Genomic DNA, 19,353 nt, shown 5'->3' on the forward strand with positions numbered 1-19,353 from the left:
AGCAGCATGGCTCTTTCCGTGCCAGCCATCATGAAGACGACGGCAGCGCGGCTTTCGGCGCTCTACCTCCTGCTCTTCGCGCTTTGCGCCGTGGCGCTCGTCTTCTACATGACCTCGCTGTCGGCGCGCATGCTGACCGCACAGACGCAGGAGACCATCAACGACGAGGTGCTCGGCCTTGCTCGCGCCTATCAGCGCGGTGGCCTGCCGGTGCTGGTCCGTGTTGTCGAGGCGCGCTCGCGCCAGCCCGGTGCAAACCTCTATCTGATCGCCGATGCCAACGGCCAGATCCTGACCGGCAATGTGCAGAGCCTGGAGCCGGGCGTCCTCGAAACCGAAGGCTGGACCAACAACCCGTTCTCCTATCAGCGCTTTGGCGAGGGGGAGCTTGAGCGGCAACGCAATCTGCCGGCGGACCAGGGCACCACCCAATCCGACCAGAACGAACCGCAGGCGCAAGGCGAAAAGGGCCACAACGCCATTGCGTTGGTGCTTCGGCTGCCGAACCAGATGATCATGCTTGTCGGCCGTGACCTCGGCGAGCCGGAGCGGTTCCGCGCCGTCATTCGCCGCGCCCTGATGCTGGCGCTCGGCATGATGGGGCTTGGAGGACTGCTGATCTGGTTCTTTGTCGGCCGCGCCGCGCTGAAGCGCATCGACAGCGTGTCGGAAGCAAGCCGCCGCATCATGGGCGGCGATCTGTCCGGCCGGTTGCCGGTCACCGGCGCCGGGGACGAGTTCGACCGGCTCTCCGAAAATCTCAATGCCATGCTGGCCAGGATCGCCACGCTCAACGAAGGCCTGAAACAGGTTTCCGACAACATCGCGCATGATTTGAAGACGCCGTTGACCCGGCTGCGCAACCGGGCCGAAGCGACGCTTTCGGGCAAGCACAAGCCCACGGATTACCGCCAGGCGCTGGAAGGCACCATTGCCGAGTCCGACCAGCTCATAAAAACCTTCAACGCCATCCTGATGATCTCCCGGCTGGAGGCAGGCTACTCCTCCGAGAACACCAACCGCGTCGATCTTGCTGAAGCCGTGCACGATGTCGTTGAACTCTACGAACCGGTGGCGGAGGAGGCGGGCGTCTCGCTGCAGACAGACGTGCGGGAGGCGGCCTTCGTCAACGGCAACCGCGAATTGATCGGCCAGGCACTGTCGAACATCGTCGACAACGCCATCAAATATTCGACCGACGCCTGCGCCCAGCCGGCCGTGCGCGTGGCTGTCGAGCGCGTCGGTGCGGACGTGCGGCTGTCGGTCGTCGACAATGGCCACGGCATTCCCGACGATGGCGACCGTGCCCGCGCGACGGAGCGTTTCGTGCGGCTGGAAAAGAGCCGTTCGCAGCCGGGTTCCGGTCTTGGCTTGAGCCTCGCCAAGGCGGTCATGACATTCCACAATGGCCGGCTTGATCTCTTGCCTGGCAATCCCGGATTATCCGTGGTCATGAGTTTCCCCTTACGGGAGGATCACTGATGAGCGCGGCCGCGAAGGAGGTGGAGACGGATTGGCTGCTGAAGCCGGTCGCCAGGCTTGCTCCGCTGGACGAAAACCGGGCGCAGCAAGAGCTGACCGAGATCGCTTCCGCGGCGCGGGAAGAAGGGCTGGCGCGGCTGGCCAAATTCCTGGCCGGCAAGGGGCCGGGCCGGGATTTCCTGGCGGCCGTCTTCGATCTGTCGCCGTTCCTGCGCCATACGGCACGTCGCCGGCCGCAGATTCTGGATGGCCTGTTCGAGCAGACGGTCGAGGCGCGGCTGAAAGCGATCGGCGACGCCATCGACCAGGCGCATTTAGCCGAGGCGGTCTCGGAATCCGGCCTCATGATGGACCTGCGCCAGTGGAAGGCCGAGGCGCATTTCCTGATCGCGCTGGCCGATCTTGCCGGCGAAGCCGAAACGGCGCTGACGGTACGGCGGTTGAGCGATCTCGCCGACGCTTGCGCCCGTGCTGCCGTCGACTTCCTGCTGCGCGACGCGCATGGCCAGGGCAAGCTCAAGCTGCCGGATCTCGACAATCCGTCGAAGCAATCGGGTTGGATCCTGCTCGGCATGGGCAAGCTTGGCGCGTACGAACTGAATTTCTCCTCCGACATCGATCTTGTCGTCTTTTTCGATCCGGAAGCGCCCGCCGTCATCGATCCGCTTGATGCCACAGAGCTGTTTTCACGCCTGACGCGCCGCCTGGTGCGTATCCTGCAGGACCGCACCGAACACGGTTATGTCTTCCGCACTGATCTGAGGTTGCGCCCCGATCCCGGTTCGACACCGCTGGCGATCCCGGTCGAGGCCGCGTTGCGCTACTATGAGGCGCGTGGCCAGAACTGGGAGCGCGCCGCGATGATCAAGGCGCGTCCGGTGGCCGGTGATCTCGCCGCGGGTACGGCCTTTCTCAAGGAGCTCCAGCCCTATATCTGGCGCAAATACATGGACTACGCGGCGATTGCCGACGTCCATTCGATCAAGCGCCAGATCCACGCCCACAAAGGCCATGGCGAGATCGCCGTGAAGGGTCACAACGTCAAGCTCGGGCGTGGCGGCATCCGCGAGATCGAGTTCTTCGTCCAGACCCAGCAGCTCATCGCCGGCGGCCGATTCCCGGAACTGCGCGGACGCGAGACCGTGCCGATGCTCGGCCAGCTTGCGGCGCGCAGATGGATCACGTCAGACGCGCGCGACGCGCTGGCCCTTCAATACTGGTTCCTGCGGCGTGTCGAACATGCCGTGCAGATGGTTGCCGACGAGCAGACGCATACGCTGCCGGAAGACGATGAAGGGCTGGAGCGTATCGCCCGCATGCTCGGCTTTGCCGACGCGGCTGCCTTTTCCCAGGCGTTCCGCGCCTCGCTGCAACAGGTCGAACGCCACTACGCAGCACTGTTCGAAACCGCGCCGGAACTGTCGACGGGCATCGGCAATCTGGTCTTCACCGGTGATGTCGACGATCCCGATACGTTGCAGACATTGCACGGCCTCGGCTTTCAGCGGCCGAGCGACATCTGCCGCGTCATCCGCGGCTGGCATTTCGGCCGCTATCGCGTCACCCAGTCGGCGGAAGCACGCGAGCGGCTGACGGAACTGACGCCGGCGCTGCTGCGGTCCTTCGGCCAGACGCGCCGGGCAGATGAAGCCCTGCTGCGCTTCGACGAGTTTCTCGCCGGCCTGCCGGCCGGCATCCAGTTGTTTTCCTTGCTGCAGTCCAATCCGGCCCTGCTGAAGCTCCTGGCGACGATCATGGGGGCGGCACCCCGGCTGGCGGCGATCATCACGCGCCGGCCGCATGTCTTCGATGGTTTGCTCGACCCGGCCCTGCTGACCGAACTGCCGGACCGCGCCTATCTGTCGGCGCGGCTTTCCGCCTTTGTCGAGGGTGATCGGCTTTACGAGGACGTACTCGACCGGCTGCGCATCTTCGCCTCCGAGCAAAAGTTCCTGATCGGCGTCCGGCTGCTGGCCGGCTCGATCGATCCGGCTCGGGCGGGCCGCGCCTTTTCCGATCTGGCGGATCTCACCATCGAGGCGGCGTTGCAGGCGGTGACCGCCGAATTCGCGGCACGCCACGGCACGATTGCCGGCGGCGTGGTTTCGCTGCTCGGCATGGGCAAGCTCGGCAGCCGGGAGCTGACCGCCGGATCGGACGTCGACCTGATCCTGCTTTACGATCACGCGCCGGATGCCGAGGAATCCGATGGCGACAAGCCGCTGGCGCCTTCGCATTACTACACCCGCATGACGCAGCGGCTGATCGCGGCGGTGTCCGCACCGACGGCGGAAGGCGTGCTCTACGAACTCGACCTGCGCCTGCGGCCATCCGGCAACAAGGGCCCGGTCGCCACCCACGTCGATGCCTTCAAGAAGTACCAGCGCCAGGAGGCCTGGACGTGGGAGCACATGGCGCTGGTGCGGGCCCGCGCCATTGCCGGCGACGCCGGCCTGTGCAGCGAGGTTGAGGCGGAAGTGGCGGCAGTGCTTGGCCAGCCGCGCGAGGCGGCAAAAGTGATGGCCGAGGCCTCGGATATGCGCGCCATGATCGCAAAGGAAAAGCCGCCGCGCGACCTGTGGGACATCAAGCTGATCCCCGGCGGCCTGATCGATCTCGAATTCATCGCCCAGGTGGCCGTGCTCACCGCGCATGTCGAAGCCGGGCCGCGTGCCCCGGCCGTGCCAATTGCACGTGCCCCGGCCGTGCCAATTGCACGTGCCCCGGCCGTGCCAATTGCACGTGCCCCGGCCGTGCCAATTGCACGTGCCACCGGCACGGCCGAGATCCTGTCGCGCCTGGCGCCGGGCTTCGCCGATGCCGGCGTCAGGCAGGAGCTTGGCGATGCCTATGCGCTCTATCTGGCGCTGACCCAGATGACGCGGCTGTGCCTCACCGGAGCCTTCGAGCGCGACGATGTCCCGCCGGGGCTTTCGGATCTGCTTCTGGCGGTGACCGACCTGCCGGATTTCGGTGTGCTGGAAGCACACCTCAAGGAGACGTCGCAAAAGGTCAGAAAGGATTTTGACCTTTTGCTTCGTGCCGGACGATCGTGAATCCGTTGTCCGGCCGCATCGGGGGTGACGATGCAACAGGAGAAGACCATGAGAACGACGACCAAACTTGCCCTTGCCTTCGTCGCCTTGGCCGGCGCCGTCGGCACCACGGCCTACGCCGAAAACAATGCCAGCGAAAAGATGCGCGAGGGCACGATGATGCGCCTCAGCAAGGCAATCCGCGATTCCAACGGCACCATCACCTTCGATCAGTTTTCCGGCGCCATGAACGCGCGGCTGAAGAAGCTCGTCGCCGACAATGGCGGCAAGCTGACCGTTGCCCAACTCGCCGACGCGCTGGAGAAGGCGCGTTTTGAGCAGATGGCCAAGCGCATCATCGCCCGCTACGACACCAGGGACGATGGCACGCTGACATCAGACGACATCACCAGTCGCCAGAAGAAGGTCTTCGCCATGCTCGACAGGAACAATGACGGCAAGATCGAGAAGAGCGAACTGCCGAAGGGCGGCCGATTTGGTCGTCATCACCAATGGGGTGGTGACGACAACGACGGCGAAGACATGCAGTGAGGTTGTCGACGCAGGTTCCGGCGACTCAGCCGGAGCCTGTGGTTGCTAAGCCGCGACCTTGATCGCCGGTGCGGCTTTCTTGACCGGAATGCGCACCGACACGATCGTGCCGACGCCTTCGGTCGAACGGATCTTCAGCGCGCCACCCTGGAGCTCCGCCAGCGAGCGCGAGATGGCGAGGCCAAGGCCCGATCCCGCATGGCTCTTGGAGAACTGGTTCTGCACCTGTTCGAAGGGACGGCCGAGCTTGCCGAGCGCGTCTTTCGGGATGCCGCAGCCATTGTCCTCGATGGTCAGCACCAACGCGCCGGAGGTGTTGCGGGCCCTGACCGATATGTGGCCTCCCTGACCGGTGAATTTCACCGCGTTGGACAAGAGATTGATGACGATCTGCTTGATCGCACGGCGATCGGCGAACAGCGTCAGCGCGTCGGCGATGCGCGTTTCCACGGTGATCGCCTTCTGCGCCGCCTGCAGCGAGACGACGCGAACCGTCTCGCTGATCAGCGGGCCGAGGTCGATCTGTTCCTGGTCGAGCGAGAACTGGCCAGCCTCGATCTTCGACATGTCGAGAATGTCGTTGATGACGCCCAGCAGATATTTGCCGCTGCTGTTGATGTCGGTGGCATATTCCTCGTAGCGCTCCGACCCCAACGGACCGAACAGGCCCTGTTCCATCAGTTCGGAAAAGCCGATGATGGCGTTCAGCGGCGTGCGCAATTCGTGTGACATGTTGGCCAGGAATTCGGACTTCGCCCGGTTCGCCGCTTCGGCGCGTTCGGTTTCCTTCATGTATTTGCGGTTCAGGTCGACCAGTTCGCGCGACCGCTCCTCTTCTGCCCGGCGGGCGAGGCTCAGATCATGGATCGTCGCCATCAGCCGGCGCTCGCTGTCGACCAGCTTCTCCTGGTGCAACTTGATCTGGGTGATGTCGGATCCGACCGAGACGATGCCGCCGTCCCTGGTCGTCAGTTCGTTGACCTGCAGCCAGCGGCCGTCGGCCAGCTGCCGCTCGAAGGTGGCGCCGCCCTGCAGTCCGCTGGTGTGGGCAAGCCGCCGTTCGGAAGCAAAGGCCAGCATCCGTTCTTCCAGCACCGCGCGCGCGGTGCCCGGCATCACGTCGCGGTCCGAAAGCCCGTTGTCTTGCTGGTATTTGGAATTGCACATGATCAGGCGTTGGGCCGAATCCCACAGCACGAAGGATTCGTTGATGTTCTCGATCGCCGTTCTGAGGCGAAGGTCGGCCGCCTCGGAACGCAGCGCCAGATGGCGCTGTTCGGTGACGTCGACGGCGATGCCGATCAGCTGGATCTCCGGCGCTTCCGGATCGATGACCTGGGCCCGGGCACGCATCCACACCCATTGGCCATCGGCATGCCGCATGCGGAACACCTGGTCGATATGGTCGATCTCGCGGGCAACGATCCTGTTTGCGAGCTGGAACAGGTCGCCGTCCTCTGGATGGATGATCTCGTCGACCTCGCCGAAGGACAGCATCGTGTCGCAGGGCTTGTAGCCCAGCATGTCGTACATCGAGCGCGACCAGTACATCTTGCCGCGCACCATGTCCCAGTCCCACAGGCCGCAGCGACCGCGAACCAGCGCCATGTCGATGCGCTGATGGGCTTCGAGATAGATGCGATCGGCAGCCTGCGCCCGTGCCGCCTGGCCGAAATAGGCGTAGAGGATGATGATCAGCACGCTGGCTGTCAGCACGAACAGGGTGACGTTCAGCGAGACGGTCTTGCGCCAGGCGTCGAAAACCGCGTCCTGCGGTACCAGGGCCGCCGCGGCACCCTTTCGCCCATTCGCCAGGCTGACCGCCGCATACCAGTCCTGTCCGCCGATGTTGACCTCCATGACGCCGGCGCGATCGCCGAACATGAACAGGGGCTGCCCGCCCTCGACGAGGCCGTCGAGCAAACGGCCTTGCCATGGCACCGAGCGCGGCGTTACCGCGACGATCTTGAAGGCGCTGTCGGTGATGACGAGCACATGGCTGCGGCCCATCGCGCCCTGGCGGCTGGTGGTCTCCAGCAGATCCTGGACGGCGCCCGGCACCGTGTCCGAAGTGGTGGCGAGCGAACTCGCCAGCTGACCCGCCGCCAGCGTGAGGATAGCCTTGGCGTTGCGCTCTACATCGTCGCGCTCGTTCATCAGCGACAGGATCCGCAGCGCGGCGATGACGATCAGGAAGGTGATGATGAGGGCCGGTATCGATCGGCGCAGCAGCGGCTCGGCGGCCAGAAGCCGCCGGTAGGCCGGCTCGGCGATGAGCCGCGCATTGCCGGCAAGGCCATCGCTTCGCGTCTCGCGATGCGCAAAAGCCTTCCCTCCGGGCGCGCCCCACGCGTCCGCCTTCGCCATAAATGGCACTCCCCGATTTTGCCTAAGCTGCTTGATCCGGCAAACGCCGCACATCCGAATCGTCAGTAAAGAATCAAAGGTGATTCGCCTTGTCCAGTGGGCGAGCGAAAAAAGATTAAAAATCGACTAAAATAACGCTGAAACGGCCGTTCCCGGACAAGAGTGCACGCTTACGCCAGTGTGCGCTCGACAATATCCCTCAGATCCGCCGACAGGTTCTCGGCATTGGCGATCGAAAGCAGCGCTTCCCGGGCCTTGGCTTGCCGGCCAGGTTCGAGCGAACGCCACGATCTGAGCGCCGTTGCCAGCCTTGCCGCCACTTGCGGGTTGCGCTTTTCGACCTCGAGCACGGTCTGCGAGAAGAACTGGTAGCCCTCGCCGTCGGCACGGTGGAAGCCGGTCTGGTTGGCGCTGCAGAAGGTGCCGATCAGCGAGCGCACCCGGTTGGGATTGCCCATCGAGAAGGCCGGATGGCCGGTCAGCGCGCGCACCGCATCCACGGTCCGCGGCCCGGGCACGCCGGCTTGGATCTGGAACCATTTGTCCATGACCAGCGGGTCGGCCCCAAAAGTCGTCTCGAAAGCCGCCAGCGCCTGGATGGCCTCGGGCGAACCGTGATGGCGATAGGCGAGCACGGCAAGTGCTGCCGCGCGGTCGGTCATGTTGGTCGCGGACTGGAAATGCCTGACGGCCAGTGCCGCTCCGCCCGGCTGCAGCGAGAGATAGTCCAGAAGGGTGTTGCGCAAGGCGCGTCGTCCGGCGCTCGCCGCGTCCGGGCTGAACGCGGCCTTGTCGGCAAGGCGGTCGTAGGGGCCGGCAAAAATATCCCGGTTGGCCGTGGCGATCGCCAGGGCAAGCGCCTCGCGGGCAGCATAGATGGCGTCGGGGTCGATGTTCCTGCCGATGTCGCGGGCGATGTCGGCTTCGCCGGGCAGCGCCAGCGCCAGCGCCCGGTAGGCCGGTTCCAGCGCTTCATCGCCGGCGATGCTGCCGGCGAGTGCCGTCAGCCGCGCCGCGAAAACCGGCTGCTTGCCGCCGCGGATCTCGCGGAAGGCGGCGATCAGCGCATCGGTCAAGAGCGTGTTGAAGGCCTGCCAGCGCGAGAAGGCGTCGCTGTCATGGCGGGCGAGGAAGAACTGGTCGTCGGCCTTCTGCTCGACGGACAGTGTCACCGGTGCCGAAAAGCCGCGGTTGAGCGACACCGCCGGGCGTTCGGCAACACCCGAAAACCGCACCATGTGGCGGCGCTTGCGGACATGGATGACGCCGTCCTCGACGATGGCGCCCTCGACACTGGTATAGTCGACCGGCTTGCCACCGGCGCCGATCAGGCCGAAGGCGAGCGGGATGTGCATCAGCCGCTTGCGGCTTTCGGAGGGCGTCGGCGGCACCGACTGCTCGATTTCGAGTGTGAATTCCTGCGACGCCGGATTGTGCGTCGAACTGATGGTCAGGTTGGGCGTGCCGGCCTGATGGTACCAGAGCGCGAACTGCGACAGGTCGCGGCCGGACGCATCCTCGAACACCTTGATGAAATCCTCGATCGTCGCCGCGTCACCGTCGTGCCGTTCGAAATAGAGATCCATGCCGGCGCGAAAGGCATCGGGCCCGAGAATGGTACGGATCATGCGCACCACTTCGGAGCCCTTTTCGTAGACCGTTGCCGTATAGAAATTGTTGATCTCGCGGTAGCGGCGCGGCCGCACCGGATGCGCCAGCGGGCCCTGGTCTTCGGGAAACTGGTGGGCGCGCAGCGTGCGCACTTCGGCGATGCGCTTGACCGCGCGCGAGCGCTGGTCGGCGGAAAATTCATGGTCGCGGAAAACCGTCAGGCCTTCCTTCAGGCAGAGCTGGAACCAGTCGCGGCAAGTGATTCTGTTGCCTGTCCAATTGTGGAAATACTCATGCGCGATGATCGCCTCGATATTGGCGAAATCGGCATCCGTCGCGGTCTCCTGATCGGCCAGCACATATTTGTCGTTGAAGATGTTGAGGCCCTTGTTCTCCATCGCACCCATGTTGAAGTCGGACACGGCGACGATGTTGAAGACGTCAAGATCGTATTCGCGGCCAAACGCCTCCTCGTCCCATTTCATCGACCGCTTCAGGGCGTCCATCGCATAGCCGGCCAGCGTCTCCTTGCCGGGCTCGACATAGATGCCGAGCTCGACCGTGCGGCCGGATAGGGTAACGAAACTGTCGGCGAGCCGGCCGAGGTTGCCGGCCACCAGCGCGAACAGGTAGGACGGCTTGGGGAAGGGGTCGTGCCATCTGGCATAGTGCCAGCCATCGCCGAGGTCGCCCTTGTCGACCGGGTTGCCGTTGGACAGAAGCAGCGGCGCCTCCTCGCGCAGGGCCTCGATCCGCACCGTGTAAACGGACAGGATGTCGGGCCGATCGAGGAAATAGGTGATGCGGCGAAAGCCCTCGGCCTCGCACTGCGTGCAGTAGACATCGTTCGAGCGATAAAGGCCCATCAGGGCTTCGTTGCCCGCCGGCGCCAGCTCGGTCTCGATGACCAGCTGGAAGCGACGCGCCGCCGGCGGCTTGAGGATGGTCAGCTGGTCCGATGTCACCACAATATCGGCCGGTTTCGCTTTCTTGCCGCCGATCTCGATGCGCTTGAGCGTCAGCCCGTCCCCGTCGAGCACCAACGGAGCCGACGCGGATACGCCGTCACGGCGCTCGACCGTGAGCACGGCGGTGACGCGCGTTGCATCTGGCGAAAGGCGGAAGGTCAGGTCGGTTTGCGGAATGAGGTAGTCGTTGGGGCGGTAGTCCTCGAGCTTGAAGACCTGGCCGGTGTCCGTGCGCATTCCGTGGGTTTTCCTGTCGATCGCGTTGGTGGCGGATGTTTCCGCTGGTCCAAGAAGTTTGAAGTCCGCGCTCTTTACACGAAACGGCCCCTCGACAAAACTGAGGCAATGCCTATTTCAGGCGTTCCTCCTCCAGTCATCATCACGAGGCATCCATGACCGTCGTCACGCCGAAATTCGGGATGGGCGCATCTGTGCTGCGGCGCGAGGATGCTGCCTTCATCCAGGGGCAGGGCCGCTATACCGACGACATCCAGCCTGCCGGCGTCCTGCATGGTTATGTCCTGCGCTCGCCGGTCGCCAAGGCCAGCTTCACCATCGGTTCGACGGAGGCGGCCAAGGCAGCGCCCGGTGTGCATCTGGTGCTGACCGGCAAGGACCTTGCCCATCTCGGCGATCTCAGGTCCGGCGTCATGCAGCAACAGCCGGACGGCACCAGGGCGCCGACCCGCGACATTCCGATCCTGTGCCGTGACCGCGTCAACTATGTCGGCGACGCCGTTGCCTTCGTCGTCGCCGACAGCCGCGCTTTGGCGCAGGATGCCGCCGAACTGATCGACGTCGATTATGACGGCGAAGATGCGGCGTCCGGAACGGCGACGGCGCTTGCCGAAGGAACGACGCTGGTCTGGCCGGAACTCGGCTCCAACCGGGCCTTCAGCTATCACATGGGCGACAAGAAGAAGACCGACGCGGCTTTCGCCAGGGCCGCCCATGTCACCCGCATCGAATTCGTCAACAACCGGCTGGTCTGCAACTACATGGAGCCGCGCTCGGCGATCGGCGAATGGAACGTTGAGGAGAACCGCTTCGTGCTGACCACGGGGTCGCAGGGCGTGCATTCCATGCAGTACATCCTGGCCAGCCTGTTCAAGATCAAGAAGGACCAACTGCGCGTCATCACCCCGGATGTCGGTGGCGGTTTCGGGCCGAAGAGCTTCGTCTACCGTGAATACCCGCTGGTGCTCGAAGCGGCGAAGCGGCTTGGCCGTCCGGTGAAATGGGCTGGCGACCGCACCGAACATTTCCTGACCGACGCGCAAGGCCGCGACAATGTCGTCAAGGCCGAGATGGCGCTGGACAAGGGCGGCCGCTTCCTTGGCATGAAGGTGGACCTGCTGGCCAATATGGGCGCCTATGTCTCGCAATACGGTCCCTATATCCCCTATATCGGCGTCACCATGTCGACCGGCGTCTACGATATCCAGGCGCTCGATGTATCGGTCACCGGCCTCTACACCAACACCTGTCCCGTCGATGCCTATCGCGGCGCTGGCCGGCCGGAAGCGGCGTTCCTGCTGGAAAAGCTTGTCGACGCCTGCGCCCACGATCTTGGCCTGCCCGTCGAAGAGATCCGCCGCCGCAATTTCATTCGGCCCGAGCAGTTTCCTTACCGCACCCAAACCGGCCGCCTCTACGACAATGGCGAGTTCGAAGGGCATATGGACCGCGCCATTGAACAGTCCGAATGGAAGGCGTTTCCGCAGCGGCTGTCGCAGTCGAAGGCCACCGGAAAGATCCGCGGCCTCGGCATGGCGACTTATATCGAGGCCTGCGCCTTCCCGGGTTCCGAACCAGCCTTCGTTGAACTCAACGGCGACGGCACGGTGACGCTGAAGATCGGCACCCAGACCAACGGCCAGGGGCACGCCACCGCCTATGCGCAGTTCCTGTCCGAAAAACTCAATCTGGATATCGACAAGATCCACGTCCGCCAGGGCGACACCGACGAATTGAAGGCTGGCGGCGGCACCGGCGGCTCACGCTCCATTCCGCTCGGCGGTGTTTCCGCGTCACGCGCCGGTGAGGACCTGGCCAACAAGATCAAGCGCATCGCCGCCGACGAGCTGGAGGCTTCGGCCGGCGATATCGAACTGTCTGATGGCGTTGCCCGCATAGTCGGCACCGATCGCACGATCGATTTTTCCGCCATCGCCAAGGCCGCCAGGACGCCGGACGATCTCAAGGGGTTCGGCGAGTTCGTCCAGGACGAGTGCACCTATCCCAACGGTACCCATATCTGCGAGGTCGAGATCGATCCCGACACCGGCGTCACCGATATCGTCCGCTACACCATCGTCGACGATTTCGGCGTCACCGTGAATCCGATCCTGCTCGCCGGTCAGGTGCATGGTGGCGTCGTGCAAGGCATTGGCCAGGCGCTGACCGAGGACACCATCTATGGCGAAGACGGACAGCTCCTGACGGCGAGTTTCATGGACTACGCCATGCCGCGCGCCGACAATTTTCCGTTCTTCCATTTCGAGACCCGCAATGTGCCTTCGACCACCAATGCGCTCGGCATCAAGGGAGCGGGCGAAGCCGGCACCATCGGCTCGACGCCGGCGGCGCTCAATGCGGTGACGGACGCGCTGTGGCGCGCCTACGGCATCCGGCATATCGACATGCCGGCAACACCGGCGCGCATCTGGGCCGCGATCAGGGACGCATCACCAACGTGACATCAGGAGCGGGGGCGCAACCAGAAACGACGGGCGGCCACGATACGCTGAGGGGCATCGCCCTGAAGATCGTCTCCGTGGCGGTTTTTGTCGGCATGCAGACCTGCATCAAGGCGGCCGGCGACGTGCCGGCCGGGCAGATCGTCTTCTTCCGCTCCTTCTTCGCCATCTTTCCGATCATTGCCCTCCTGGCATTGAAGGGCCAGCTGTCGACGGCATTCGTCACCAAACGTCCCTTCAACCACGTCGCGCGCGGCGTCGTCGGCGTCGGCGCCATGGGGCTTGGCTTCTTCGCGCTCACCAGGCTGCCGCTGCCGGAGGCGATCACCCTGAACTATGCGCAGCCACTGCTGGTCGTGGTGTTCTCCTCCGTTTTCCTTGGCGAGACGATCCGCGTCTACCGCTGGAGCGCTGTCGCGGTCGGTCTGATCGGCGTGCTCATCATTTCCTGGCCGGAACTGACGTTGCTTAATTCGGATGAAGCGCTCGACGACCAGGAGGTCCTGGGCGTCATGGCCGCGCTGGTGGCCGCGGCGATCTCGGCTGTCGCCATGCTGTTGGTGCGCAATCTCGTGCAGACGGAGAAGACGGCGACCATCGTGTTGTGGTTTTCGGTGACGGCGAGCGTGCTCTCGCTGCTGACGCTGCCTTTCGGCTGGCAAGCACTGATGCCAGCGCAAGCCGCGCTACTCATCATGGCCGGCTTCTGCGGCGGCCTCGGCCAGATCTTGATGACCTCGGCCTATCGCCATGCCGAGGCGTCGGTGGTGGCGCCGTTCGAATACACCTCGATGATCCTCGGCGTCGTCGTCGGCTATCTCGTTTTCGGCGACGTGACTTCGCTCAGCACGCTGGTCGGCGGCGTGATCGTCGTTGCCGCCGGCATCTTCATCATCTGGCGCGAGCGCCAGCTTGGCCTGGAGAGGACGCGGACGCGCAAGGCTGCGCTGCCGCAAGGCTGATCAGGATCGTTCGCTCCGCTCCTTCGCCAGCCGCACCAGCACAGCCCTTGTCTGCTCATCCGCCGGGAAGAAGGATTCGATCGCCAGTTCCGACAACGTCACGTCGAGCGGCGTGCCGAACACGGTGATCGTGCTGATGAACGACAGCACCTGATCCCCATGGGCAAGCCTCAGCGGATGCACGATGGCATTCGGCTCGACGGGTGTTGGTCGGCTGCCCTTCATCCCTGATGGATAGGTTCGCAGCTCGCGCTCCAGGTCGACCAACACCGGATCGCCGCTGGCGTCGTTCTGATGCTTCAGCCGCTCCAGCAGGTGCGTGCGCCATTCCTGCAGGTTGACGATGCGTGGCGCAATGCCGCCCGGATGCAGGCTGAGGCGAAGCACGTTGACCGGTGGCGCCAGCAGCGAAGCCTCGCCGACATCGGCAAGGAAGGGAGCAATCGCGGCATTCGCCGAAATCAGGTTCCAGTGCCGGTCGACAGCCAGCGCCGGGAAGGGCTCGTGTCCCTTGAGCACGATCTCGACCGCCGCCATCGCCGGTGCCAGCGTCGTGTCGGAGAGCGACCGTTCGCTGAAGCTCGGCGCAAAGCCCGCGGCGAGCAGCAACTGGTTGCGTTGCCGGAGCGGGATCGACAGCTGTTCGGCCAGATGCAGCACCATGTCGCGCGACGGCGTGGCACGGCCGCTCTCGACGAAGCTCAGATGCCGCTGCGAGATCTCGGCTTCCATGGCGAGGTCGAGCTGGCTCATGCGGCGGCGTGTGCGCCATTCGCGAATAAGACTGCCGGCGGAATTTTGGGCTGTTGTCATGAGCAAATGACTAGGGCGGAGAGAGGCGTATTTCAATTACCTGCCAGGTCATCGCTAGGTGAGCGCCCGCAGCTTCGCCTTCACTTCGAGAAAATCCCGCCAAGCCAGCTTCTTGTGCGCGGGCGTCCGCAGGAGATAGGCCGGATGCAGCGTCGGCATGGCGGGGATGGCGATACCGGATGCCGTGGTGTGGACGCGCCAGTTGCCGCGCAGCCGCAAGATGCCTTCCGAGGTGTTGAGCAAGGTCTTGGCCGAGGGGCCGCCGAGATTGATCAGCACCTTCGGATTGACCAACTCGATCTGTCGCTCAATGAAGGGCCGGCAGATCTCGGTCTCGTGCGGCGTCGGCGTGCGATTGCCCGGCGGCCGCCAGGGAATGACATTGGCGATGTAGACCGAAGTGCGGTCGAGCCCGATCGCCGCCAGCATGCGGTCGAGCAGCCGGCCGGAACGGCCGACAAAGGGCAGGCCCTCGATGTCCTCGTCGCGGCCGGGCGCTTCGCCAACCAGCATCACGGCGGCCTCCGGATTGCCGTCGGCGAACACCAGGTTCTTGGCGGTGGCCTTGAGATTGCAGCCGTCGAAGGACGCCATGTGCTGGCGAAGCTCGTCCAGGGTCGTTGCCGTCGTTGCCAATTGGCGCGCCAGCGCCGCCTGCGCCTCGTCGGGAACCGTAGCGGTCGTGGACGGTGGGCGCGCAACGGGCGGCACATTTGTTCTGTCGCCCGGCTCCGGGCGGGCCACGCTCGTCGAGCGAGGCGGAGCGAGGGTGTCGACCACAGGCGCTGCCGTCGGCGCCCGCTCCGCCGGTTTGGGCGCCTCGGCAAACCGGTTCACCGGCTGATCTTCGAGTGCCTCGTCGACGCCCGCGCTGGCGTAAAAGGCCAGCAGGTCGGCGAGGTCGGGTCTGTTGTTTGGGGAAGCGGCAGTCATGGCGGCACATTCGTCCGCATGGCGGCAATTTGCAAGGCTGGCCGCTTGCTCTAACCCGTCGGTATGCGTGGATCCTGCACCAGATAGAAGGTCCAGCGCGGCGTGTAGTCGGTCATCAGGAATTCGAACCTGGCGGTTTTCAGCGGGTCGACCTTGCCGTTCTTGAACAGCAGGCGATCATAAGGTTCGAAATCGCGATCGAAATCGGCGAAGTTGCTGGACCAGATATTGTCGGGCGTCTTGTTGCGCTGGTCGAACGAAAGTCCGTCGCCGAAGACGCTCGGCTGGTTCAGGATCTCCTGCAGCTCGAACTGGAATTCGACCCAGGCCTGGCCGCTGTTGTTGAGCACATCGATGCGCATATACATAATGCCATTGGCGAATTCGCCGGCCGGGCCGAAAGCTTGGATCGGCTTCGTCGTGCGGATGGTCAGCGTCACCGGCGTTGACGCATCCAGCTCTTCGGTGATGACCAGCGGGTCGTCCTTCGTTCCGATGCCGGAAGCGCCGGTGATGTGGAAGCCGCCAAGCTCGTCGGAGAAGGAGTAGGCGCCCGTCGCCCAGACTTTCACCTCGTCGGCGGTGGCGTGATCCGGTGCCAGCATCAGAAGGGCCAAAAGGAGCGCCCGGCAGGCCCTGCCGGGCGTCGATGGAAAGCGCGTCGATGAGAAGCCGGCTGGCCCAGGAATGCGCATGGCGGGAAGTATGACCGATAAGCAAGCCGTCGAACAATTAAAAACGTGCGCGTTGCGAGCAACATTGGGGCGAAAGCAGTTGTCCTGCCTCGCTGTGCGCGACTTTTTGGCCAAAACGGCATTGTCACGTATGCGCCGGTTTCCTGTCGCCAATTGATGCGCTATGCAGCGCAGGAGCCAGCAAGATGCCCGAATGGGATAAGCCAGTGCGGAGGGGTAGATGAGCGACATCGAACGCGAAAGCATGGAATTCGACGTGGTTATCGTCGGCGCCGGCCCGGCCGGCCTCGCCGCGGCGATCCGCCTCAAGCAGGTCAATCCTGAGCTCTCGGTCGTCGTCCTGGAAAAGGGCGGCGAGGTCGGCGCCCATATCCTCTCTGGCGCCGTCGTCGATCCGATCGGCATCGACCGGCTGCTGCCGGGCTGGCGCGACGAGGAAGGCCACCCGTTCAAGACGGCGGTGACCGATGATCATTTCCTGGTACTTGGTCCGGCCGGCTCGTTTCGCCTGCCCAATATCCTGATGCCGCCACTGATGAACAATCACGGCAACTACATCGTTTCGCTGGGCAATGTCTGCCGCTGGCTGGCGACCAAGGCCGAGGCGCTTGGCGTCGAGATCTATCCGGGGTTTGCCGCCGCCGGCCTGCTTTACAGTGAGGAAGGCGCCGTCACTGGCGTCGTCACCGGCGACATGGGCGTCGAGAAGGACGGTACGCACGGCCCGGGCTTCGCGCCTGGCATGGCGCTGATGGGCAAATATGTGCTGATCGGCGAGGGCGCGCGCGGCTCGCTCGCCAAGCAATTGATCGCCAAATACAAGCTTTCCGATGGCCGCGAACCCGGCAAATACGGCATCGGCCTCAAGGAACTCTGGCAAGTCAAGCCGGAGAACCACCGGCCGGGCCTGGTGCAGCATTCCTTCGGCTGGCCGCTCGACATGAAGACCGGCGGCGGCTCGTTCCTCTACCATCTCGAGGACAACCAGGTGGCGGTGGGCTTCGTCCTCCACCTCAATTACAAGAACCCCTGGCTGTCGCCGTTCGAGGAATTCCAGCGTTTCAAGACCCATCCCGCGATCAGAGGCACCTTCGAGGGTGCCAAGCGCCTCGGCTATGGTGCGCGCGCCATCACTGAAGGCGGCTGGCAGTCGGTGCCGAAACTGTCGTTCCCAGGTGGCGCGCTGATGGGCTGCGCGGCCGGTTTCGTCAACGTGCCGCGCATCAAGGGCTCGCACAACGCGGTGCTGTCCGGCATGTTGGCGGCCGAACATGTCGCCGAGGCGATCGGTGCTGGCCGCGCCAATGACGAGCTTTCCTCCTACGAGGCGGCCTGGCGGGCGACCGATATTGGCAAGGACCTGAAGAGGGTGCGCAACGTCAAGCCGCTATGGTCGCGCTTCGGCACCATCGTCGGCGTCGGTCTCGGCGGCCTCGACATGTGGCTGAACACGCTGTTCGGCGTCTCGCCCTTCGGCACACTGAAGCATGGCAAGGCCGACTATGCGACGCTTGAGCCGGCCGCCAAGCACGAGAAGATCGCCTATCCGAAGCCCGACGGTGTGCTCACCTTCGATCGCTTGTCCTCGGTGTTCCTGTCCAACACCAATCATGAGGAAAACGAGCCAGTGCATCTGCTCGTCGCCGACATGGCCCTGCAGCAGCGCTCCGAGCACGATGTCTTCGCCGGACCCTCGACGCGTTATTGTCCGGCCGGCGTCTATGAGTGGGTCGACAAGGACGGCAACGCCGCTGCCGATCCGGCGGCGAAGGACGTGCGCTTCGTCATCAACGCGCAGAACTGCGTCCACTGCAAGACCTGCGACATCAAGGATCCGAACCAGAACATCAACTGGGTCCCGCCGCAGGGCGGCGAGGGACCGGTCTACCAGGGCATGTGAAGTGGACCGCCGGCGGCACTCTGCCGCCGGTCCACTCATCGTCGTTGGAAAGGAGCCGAATATGCGCTTGCTCACGCTTTCAGGTCTGGCGATCATCGGCACCCTGTGCAGCTCCGCGACCGCCGCATCGGCGGGGGTCAAAGTCCTGGTCAAGACGCAGACATACGACATCTCCGGCAAGACCGGAGAGGCTCTGATCGAGTCCATGGACCGCAATGGGCCGAGGCATGGCTTCATGGCCCGCGCCATCGCACAGACCAGCTATACAAAGGCTTGGAACTTCGACCTCATTGAGGTCAAGGGCACCTGCCGCATCGGGCAAGTCAACGGAACGCTCAACCTGAATTTTACCTACCCCCGTGTCGCGTCTACCCTCCCGCCGGCCCTCGACAAGCGCTGGGCGCGGTTCTTCGCTGGCGTTCGCGCGCATGAGGCGACCCATGGCGACATTGCCAGGCAGATGATGAGTGCAACCGAGAAATCGCTCAGGGGCCTGACGGTCCCCAATGACGCCCAGTGTTCCAAGGCACGGCGTGAGGCGCGGCGGCGGATCGACGCGGTTTTTGACGACTATGAGGCCAGGCAGAATGCCTTCGACGCGCGCGAACACCGGGAAGGCGGTCACGTAGAATATCTGGTCGAGGCCTTGGAGCGGCCTTAGGGCAAAACTCAATCAAATTGGGCTGCCCGGTCGGCGGGAACGAGCACAGAGCGCCAGGCTTGACAGTCAAATGGTCCGTTCCATCAGGACGGAGGGCAACATCGGCCCAGGGCCGATGCGCACTTCGATCCGCCCCACCGACCTGAAGCCCAAGGCCGCATAGAATCCCTCTGCGTTAAGGCTGGCCTGGCATTCGAAACGGCGCACACCTGACGACCGTGCATCTTCTTCGCAACGCCGGTAAAGCTGGCGCCCGATCCCGCGGCCCAACCACTCGGGACGAGTGGCGAAATGTCGGATGTGCGCGAGTTCAAGCGTTACCTCGGAACTTCCCGGCCGTTCGCGGGACCAACCGCCGCAGCCGACAGGAAAGCCATTTTCATTTGCCGCGAGATAGTATGTGCCAGCAGAAAGCAGTGCAGGGTTCGCGCGGGTGATCAAAGGCAGCGCGGCTTCAAGAATGGCCTGATCGTATACTGTGCGCATCAGGCCGGGATAGGAAGCGAGAAGCAACTCGCTTACCCCAGACTCGTCCTCTGGCGTGGCGCGTCTGACGGTGAAGGTCGGGGACATGCACAGCGCCCCGTGTGTTGAGCGGGGCGATCTTCGGTGGACCACCCGGCCATGTCAAATAGAACACGCCACGGGTCCGAACTCTGTCATTGGGCGGGATGC

13 protein-coding genes are annotated in these 19,353 nt (G+C 64.1%); 7 read left to right on the forward strand and 6 right to left on the reverse strand.

Going from position 1 to position 19,353, the window contains the following annotated elements; translation table 11 throughout:
• Positions 1 to 6: 6 nt before the first annotated feature.
• From AC1D10_RS23420 to AC1D10_RS23430, 3 genes are read left to right on the forward strand one after another with little or no spacing between them, the layout of a single operon-like run.
• Positions 7 to 1,482: a sensor histidine kinase gene (locus tag AC1D10_RS23420; protein WP_477276036.1), complete on the forward strand. Its 1,476-nt coding sequence runs from the start codon at positions 7 to 9 to the stop codon at positions 1,480 to 1,482.
• Positions 1,482 to 4,538, forward strand: coding sequence for a bifunctional [glutamine synthetase] adenylyltransferase/[glutamine synthetase]-adenylyl-L-tyrosine phosphorylase (locus tag AC1D10_RS23425; RefSeq protein ID WP_477276038.1), 3,057 nt, complete (start codon positions 1,482 to 1,484; stop codon positions 4,536 to 4,538). The genes AC1D10_RS23420 and AC1D10_RS23425 overlap by 1 nt, the downstream gene beginning before the upstream one ends.
• Before the next feature lie 48 nt (positions 4,539 to 4,586).
• Positions 4,587 to 5,069: an EF-hand domain-containing protein gene (locus AC1D10_RS23430; protein WP_477276040.1), complete on the forward strand. Its 483-nt coding sequence runs from the start codon at positions 4,587 to 4,589 to the stop codon at positions 5,067 to 5,069.
• A gap of 45 nt (positions 5,070 to 5,114) precedes the next feature.
• Here AC1D10_RS23430 and AC1D10_RS23435 read toward each other — a convergent pair whose 3' ends face one another.
• Both AC1D10_RS23435 and pepN read right to left on the reverse strand, forming a co-directional pair.
• Positions 5,115 to 7,436: a PAS domain-containing sensor histidine kinase gene (locus tag AC1D10_RS23435; protein WP_477276042.1), complete on the reverse strand. Its 2,322-nt coding sequence runs from the start codon at positions 7,434 to 7,436 to the stop codon at positions 5,115 to 5,117.
• Between the two features lie 170 nt (positions 7,437 to 7,606).
• Positions 7,607 to 10,252 (reverse strand): aminopeptidase N, encoded by a 2,646-nt coding sequence (gene pepN / locus AC1D10_RS23440; protein ID WP_477276044.1) that lies wholly within the window; start codon positions 10,250 to 10,252, stop codon positions 7,607 to 7,609.
• Positions 10,253 to 10,407: 155 nt separating this feature from the next.
• On the opposite strand from pepN, the gene AC1D10_RS23445 reads away from it, so the two are divergent.
• Both AC1D10_RS23445 and AC1D10_RS23450 read left to right on the forward strand, forming a co-directional pair.
• The gene (locus AC1D10_RS23445) at positions 10,408 to 12,714 is read left to right on the forward strand and encodes a xanthine dehydrogenase family protein molybdopterin-binding subunit (RefSeq protein WP_477276046.1); all 2,307 of its coding nucleotides are present in this window, start codon (positions 10,408 to 10,410) and stop codon (positions 12,712 to 12,714) included.
• Positions 12,711 to 13,676, forward strand: coding sequence for a DMT family transporter (locus AC1D10_RS23450; RefSeq protein WP_477276048.1), 966 nt, complete (start codon positions 12,711 to 12,713; stop codon positions 13,674 to 13,676). The genes AC1D10_RS23445 and AC1D10_RS23450 overlap by 4 nt, the downstream gene beginning before the upstream one ends.
• Here AC1D10_RS23450 and AC1D10_RS23455 read toward each other — a convergent pair whose 3' ends face one another.
• Genes AC1D10_RS23455 through AC1D10_RS23465 form a run of 3 tightly spaced genes read right to left on the reverse strand, consistent with a single transcriptional unit; the run spans position 13,677 to position 16,117 of the window.
• On the reverse strand, positions 13,677 to 14,489 hold the full coding sequence (locus AC1D10_RS23455) for a helix-turn-helix domain-containing protein (protein WP_477276050.1): 813 nt from the start codon (positions 14,487 to 14,489) through the stop codon (positions 13,677 to 13,679). It abuts the gene before it with no gap.
• A 54-nt stretch (positions 14,490 to 14,543) separates the two neighbouring features.
• Positions 14,544 to 15,422 carry a uracil-DNA glycosylase gene (locus tag AC1D10_RS23460; RefSeq protein ID WP_477276052.1) on the reverse strand — a complete coding sequence of 293 codons (879 nt, stop codon included), beginning with the start codon at positions 15,420 to 15,422 and terminating at the stop codon, positions 14,544 to 14,546.
• Between the two features lie 50 nt (positions 15,423 to 15,472).
• The gene (locus tag AC1D10_RS23465; RefSeq protein ID WP_477276054.1) at positions 15,473 to 16,117 is read right to left on the reverse strand and encodes a hypothetical protein; all 645 of its coding nucleotides are present in this window, start codon (positions 16,115 to 16,117) and stop codon (positions 15,473 to 15,475) included.
• 220 nt (positions 16,118 to 16,337) lie between these two features.
• On the opposite strand from AC1D10_RS23465, the gene AC1D10_RS23470 reads away from it, so the two are divergent.
• A complete protein-coding gene (locus tag AC1D10_RS23470; RefSeq protein WP_477276056.1) occupies positions 16,338 to 18,017 on the forward strand; it encodes an electron transfer flavoprotein-ubiquinone oxidoreductase in 1,680 nt (559 codons plus the stop codon).
• A 61-nt stretch (positions 18,018 to 18,078) separates the two neighbouring features.
• Positions 18,079 to 18,678 carry a DUF922 domain-containing protein gene (locus AC1D10_RS23475; protein ID WP_477276057.1) on the forward strand — a complete coding sequence of 200 codons (600 nt, stop codon included), beginning with the start codon at positions 18,079 to 18,081 and terminating at the stop codon, positions 18,676 to 18,678.
• A 66-nt stretch (positions 18,679 to 18,744) separates the two neighbouring features.
• Here AC1D10_RS23475 and AC1D10_RS23480 read toward each other — a convergent pair whose 3' ends face one another.
• Positions 18,745 to 19,251: a GNAT family N-acetyltransferase gene (locus tag AC1D10_RS23480; RefSeq protein WP_477276059.1), complete on the reverse strand. Its 507-nt coding sequence runs from the start codon at positions 19,249 to 19,251 to the stop codon at positions 18,745 to 18,747.
• Between the last annotated feature and the right edge of the window lie 102 nt (positions 19,252 to 19,353).

Source organism: Mesorhizobium sp. P2_A8 (assembly GCF_056404935.1).

What these genes read in the sequence shown, in the direction of transcription:
- AC1D10_RS23445 (WP_477276046.1), top strand. Translation starts at nt 10,408, where the DNA reads ATGACCGTCGTCACGCCGAAATTCGGGATGGGCGCATCTGTGCTGCGG.
- AC1D10_RS23465 (WP_477276054.1), bottom strand. Translation starts at nt 16,117, where the DNA reads ATGCGCATTCCTGGGCCAGCCGGCTTCTCATCGACGCGCTTTCCATCG.
- AC1D10_RS23435 (WP_477276042.1), bottom strand. Translation starts at nt 7,436, where the DNA reads ATGGCGAAGGCGGACGCGTGGGGCGCGCCCGGAGGGAAGGCTTTTGCG.
- AC1D10_RS23470 (WP_477276056.1), top strand. Translation starts at nt 16,338, where the DNA reads ATGAGCGACATCGAACGCGAAAGCATGGAATTCGACGTGGTTATCGTC.
- AC1D10_RS23475 (WP_477276057.1), top strand. Translation starts at nt 18,079, where the DNA reads ATGCGCTTGCTCACGCTTTCAGGTCTGGCGATCATCGGCACCCTGTGC.
- AC1D10_RS23455 (WP_477276050.1), bottom strand. Translation starts at nt 14,489, where the DNA reads ATGACAACAGCCCAAAATTCCGCCGGCAGTCTTATTCGCGAATGGCGC.
- AC1D10_RS23425 (WP_477276038.1), top strand. Translation starts at nt 1,482, where the DNA reads ATGAGCGCGGCCGCGAAGGAGGTGGAGACGGATTGGCTGCTGAAGCCG.
- AC1D10_RS23430 (WP_477276040.1), top strand. Translation starts at nt 4,587, where the DNA reads ATGAGAACGACGACCAAACTTGCCCTTGCCTTCGTCGCCTTGGCCGGC.
- AC1D10_RS23460 (WP_477276052.1), bottom strand. Translation starts at nt 15,422, where the DNA reads ATGACTGCCGCTTCCCCAAACAACAGACCCGACCTCGCCGACCTGCTG.
- pepN (WP_477276044.1), bottom strand. Translation starts at nt 10,252, where the DNA reads ATGCGCACGGACACCGGCCAGGTCTTCAAGCTCGAGGACTACCGCCCC.
- AC1D10_RS23420 (WP_477276036.1), top strand. Translation starts at nt 7, where the DNA reads ATGGCTCTTTCCGTGCCAGCCATCATGAAGACGACGGCAGCGCGGCTT.
- AC1D10_RS23480 (WP_477276059.1), bottom strand. Translation starts at nt 19,251, where the DNA reads ATGTCCCCGACCTTCACCGTCAGACGCGCCACGCCAGAGGACGAGTCT.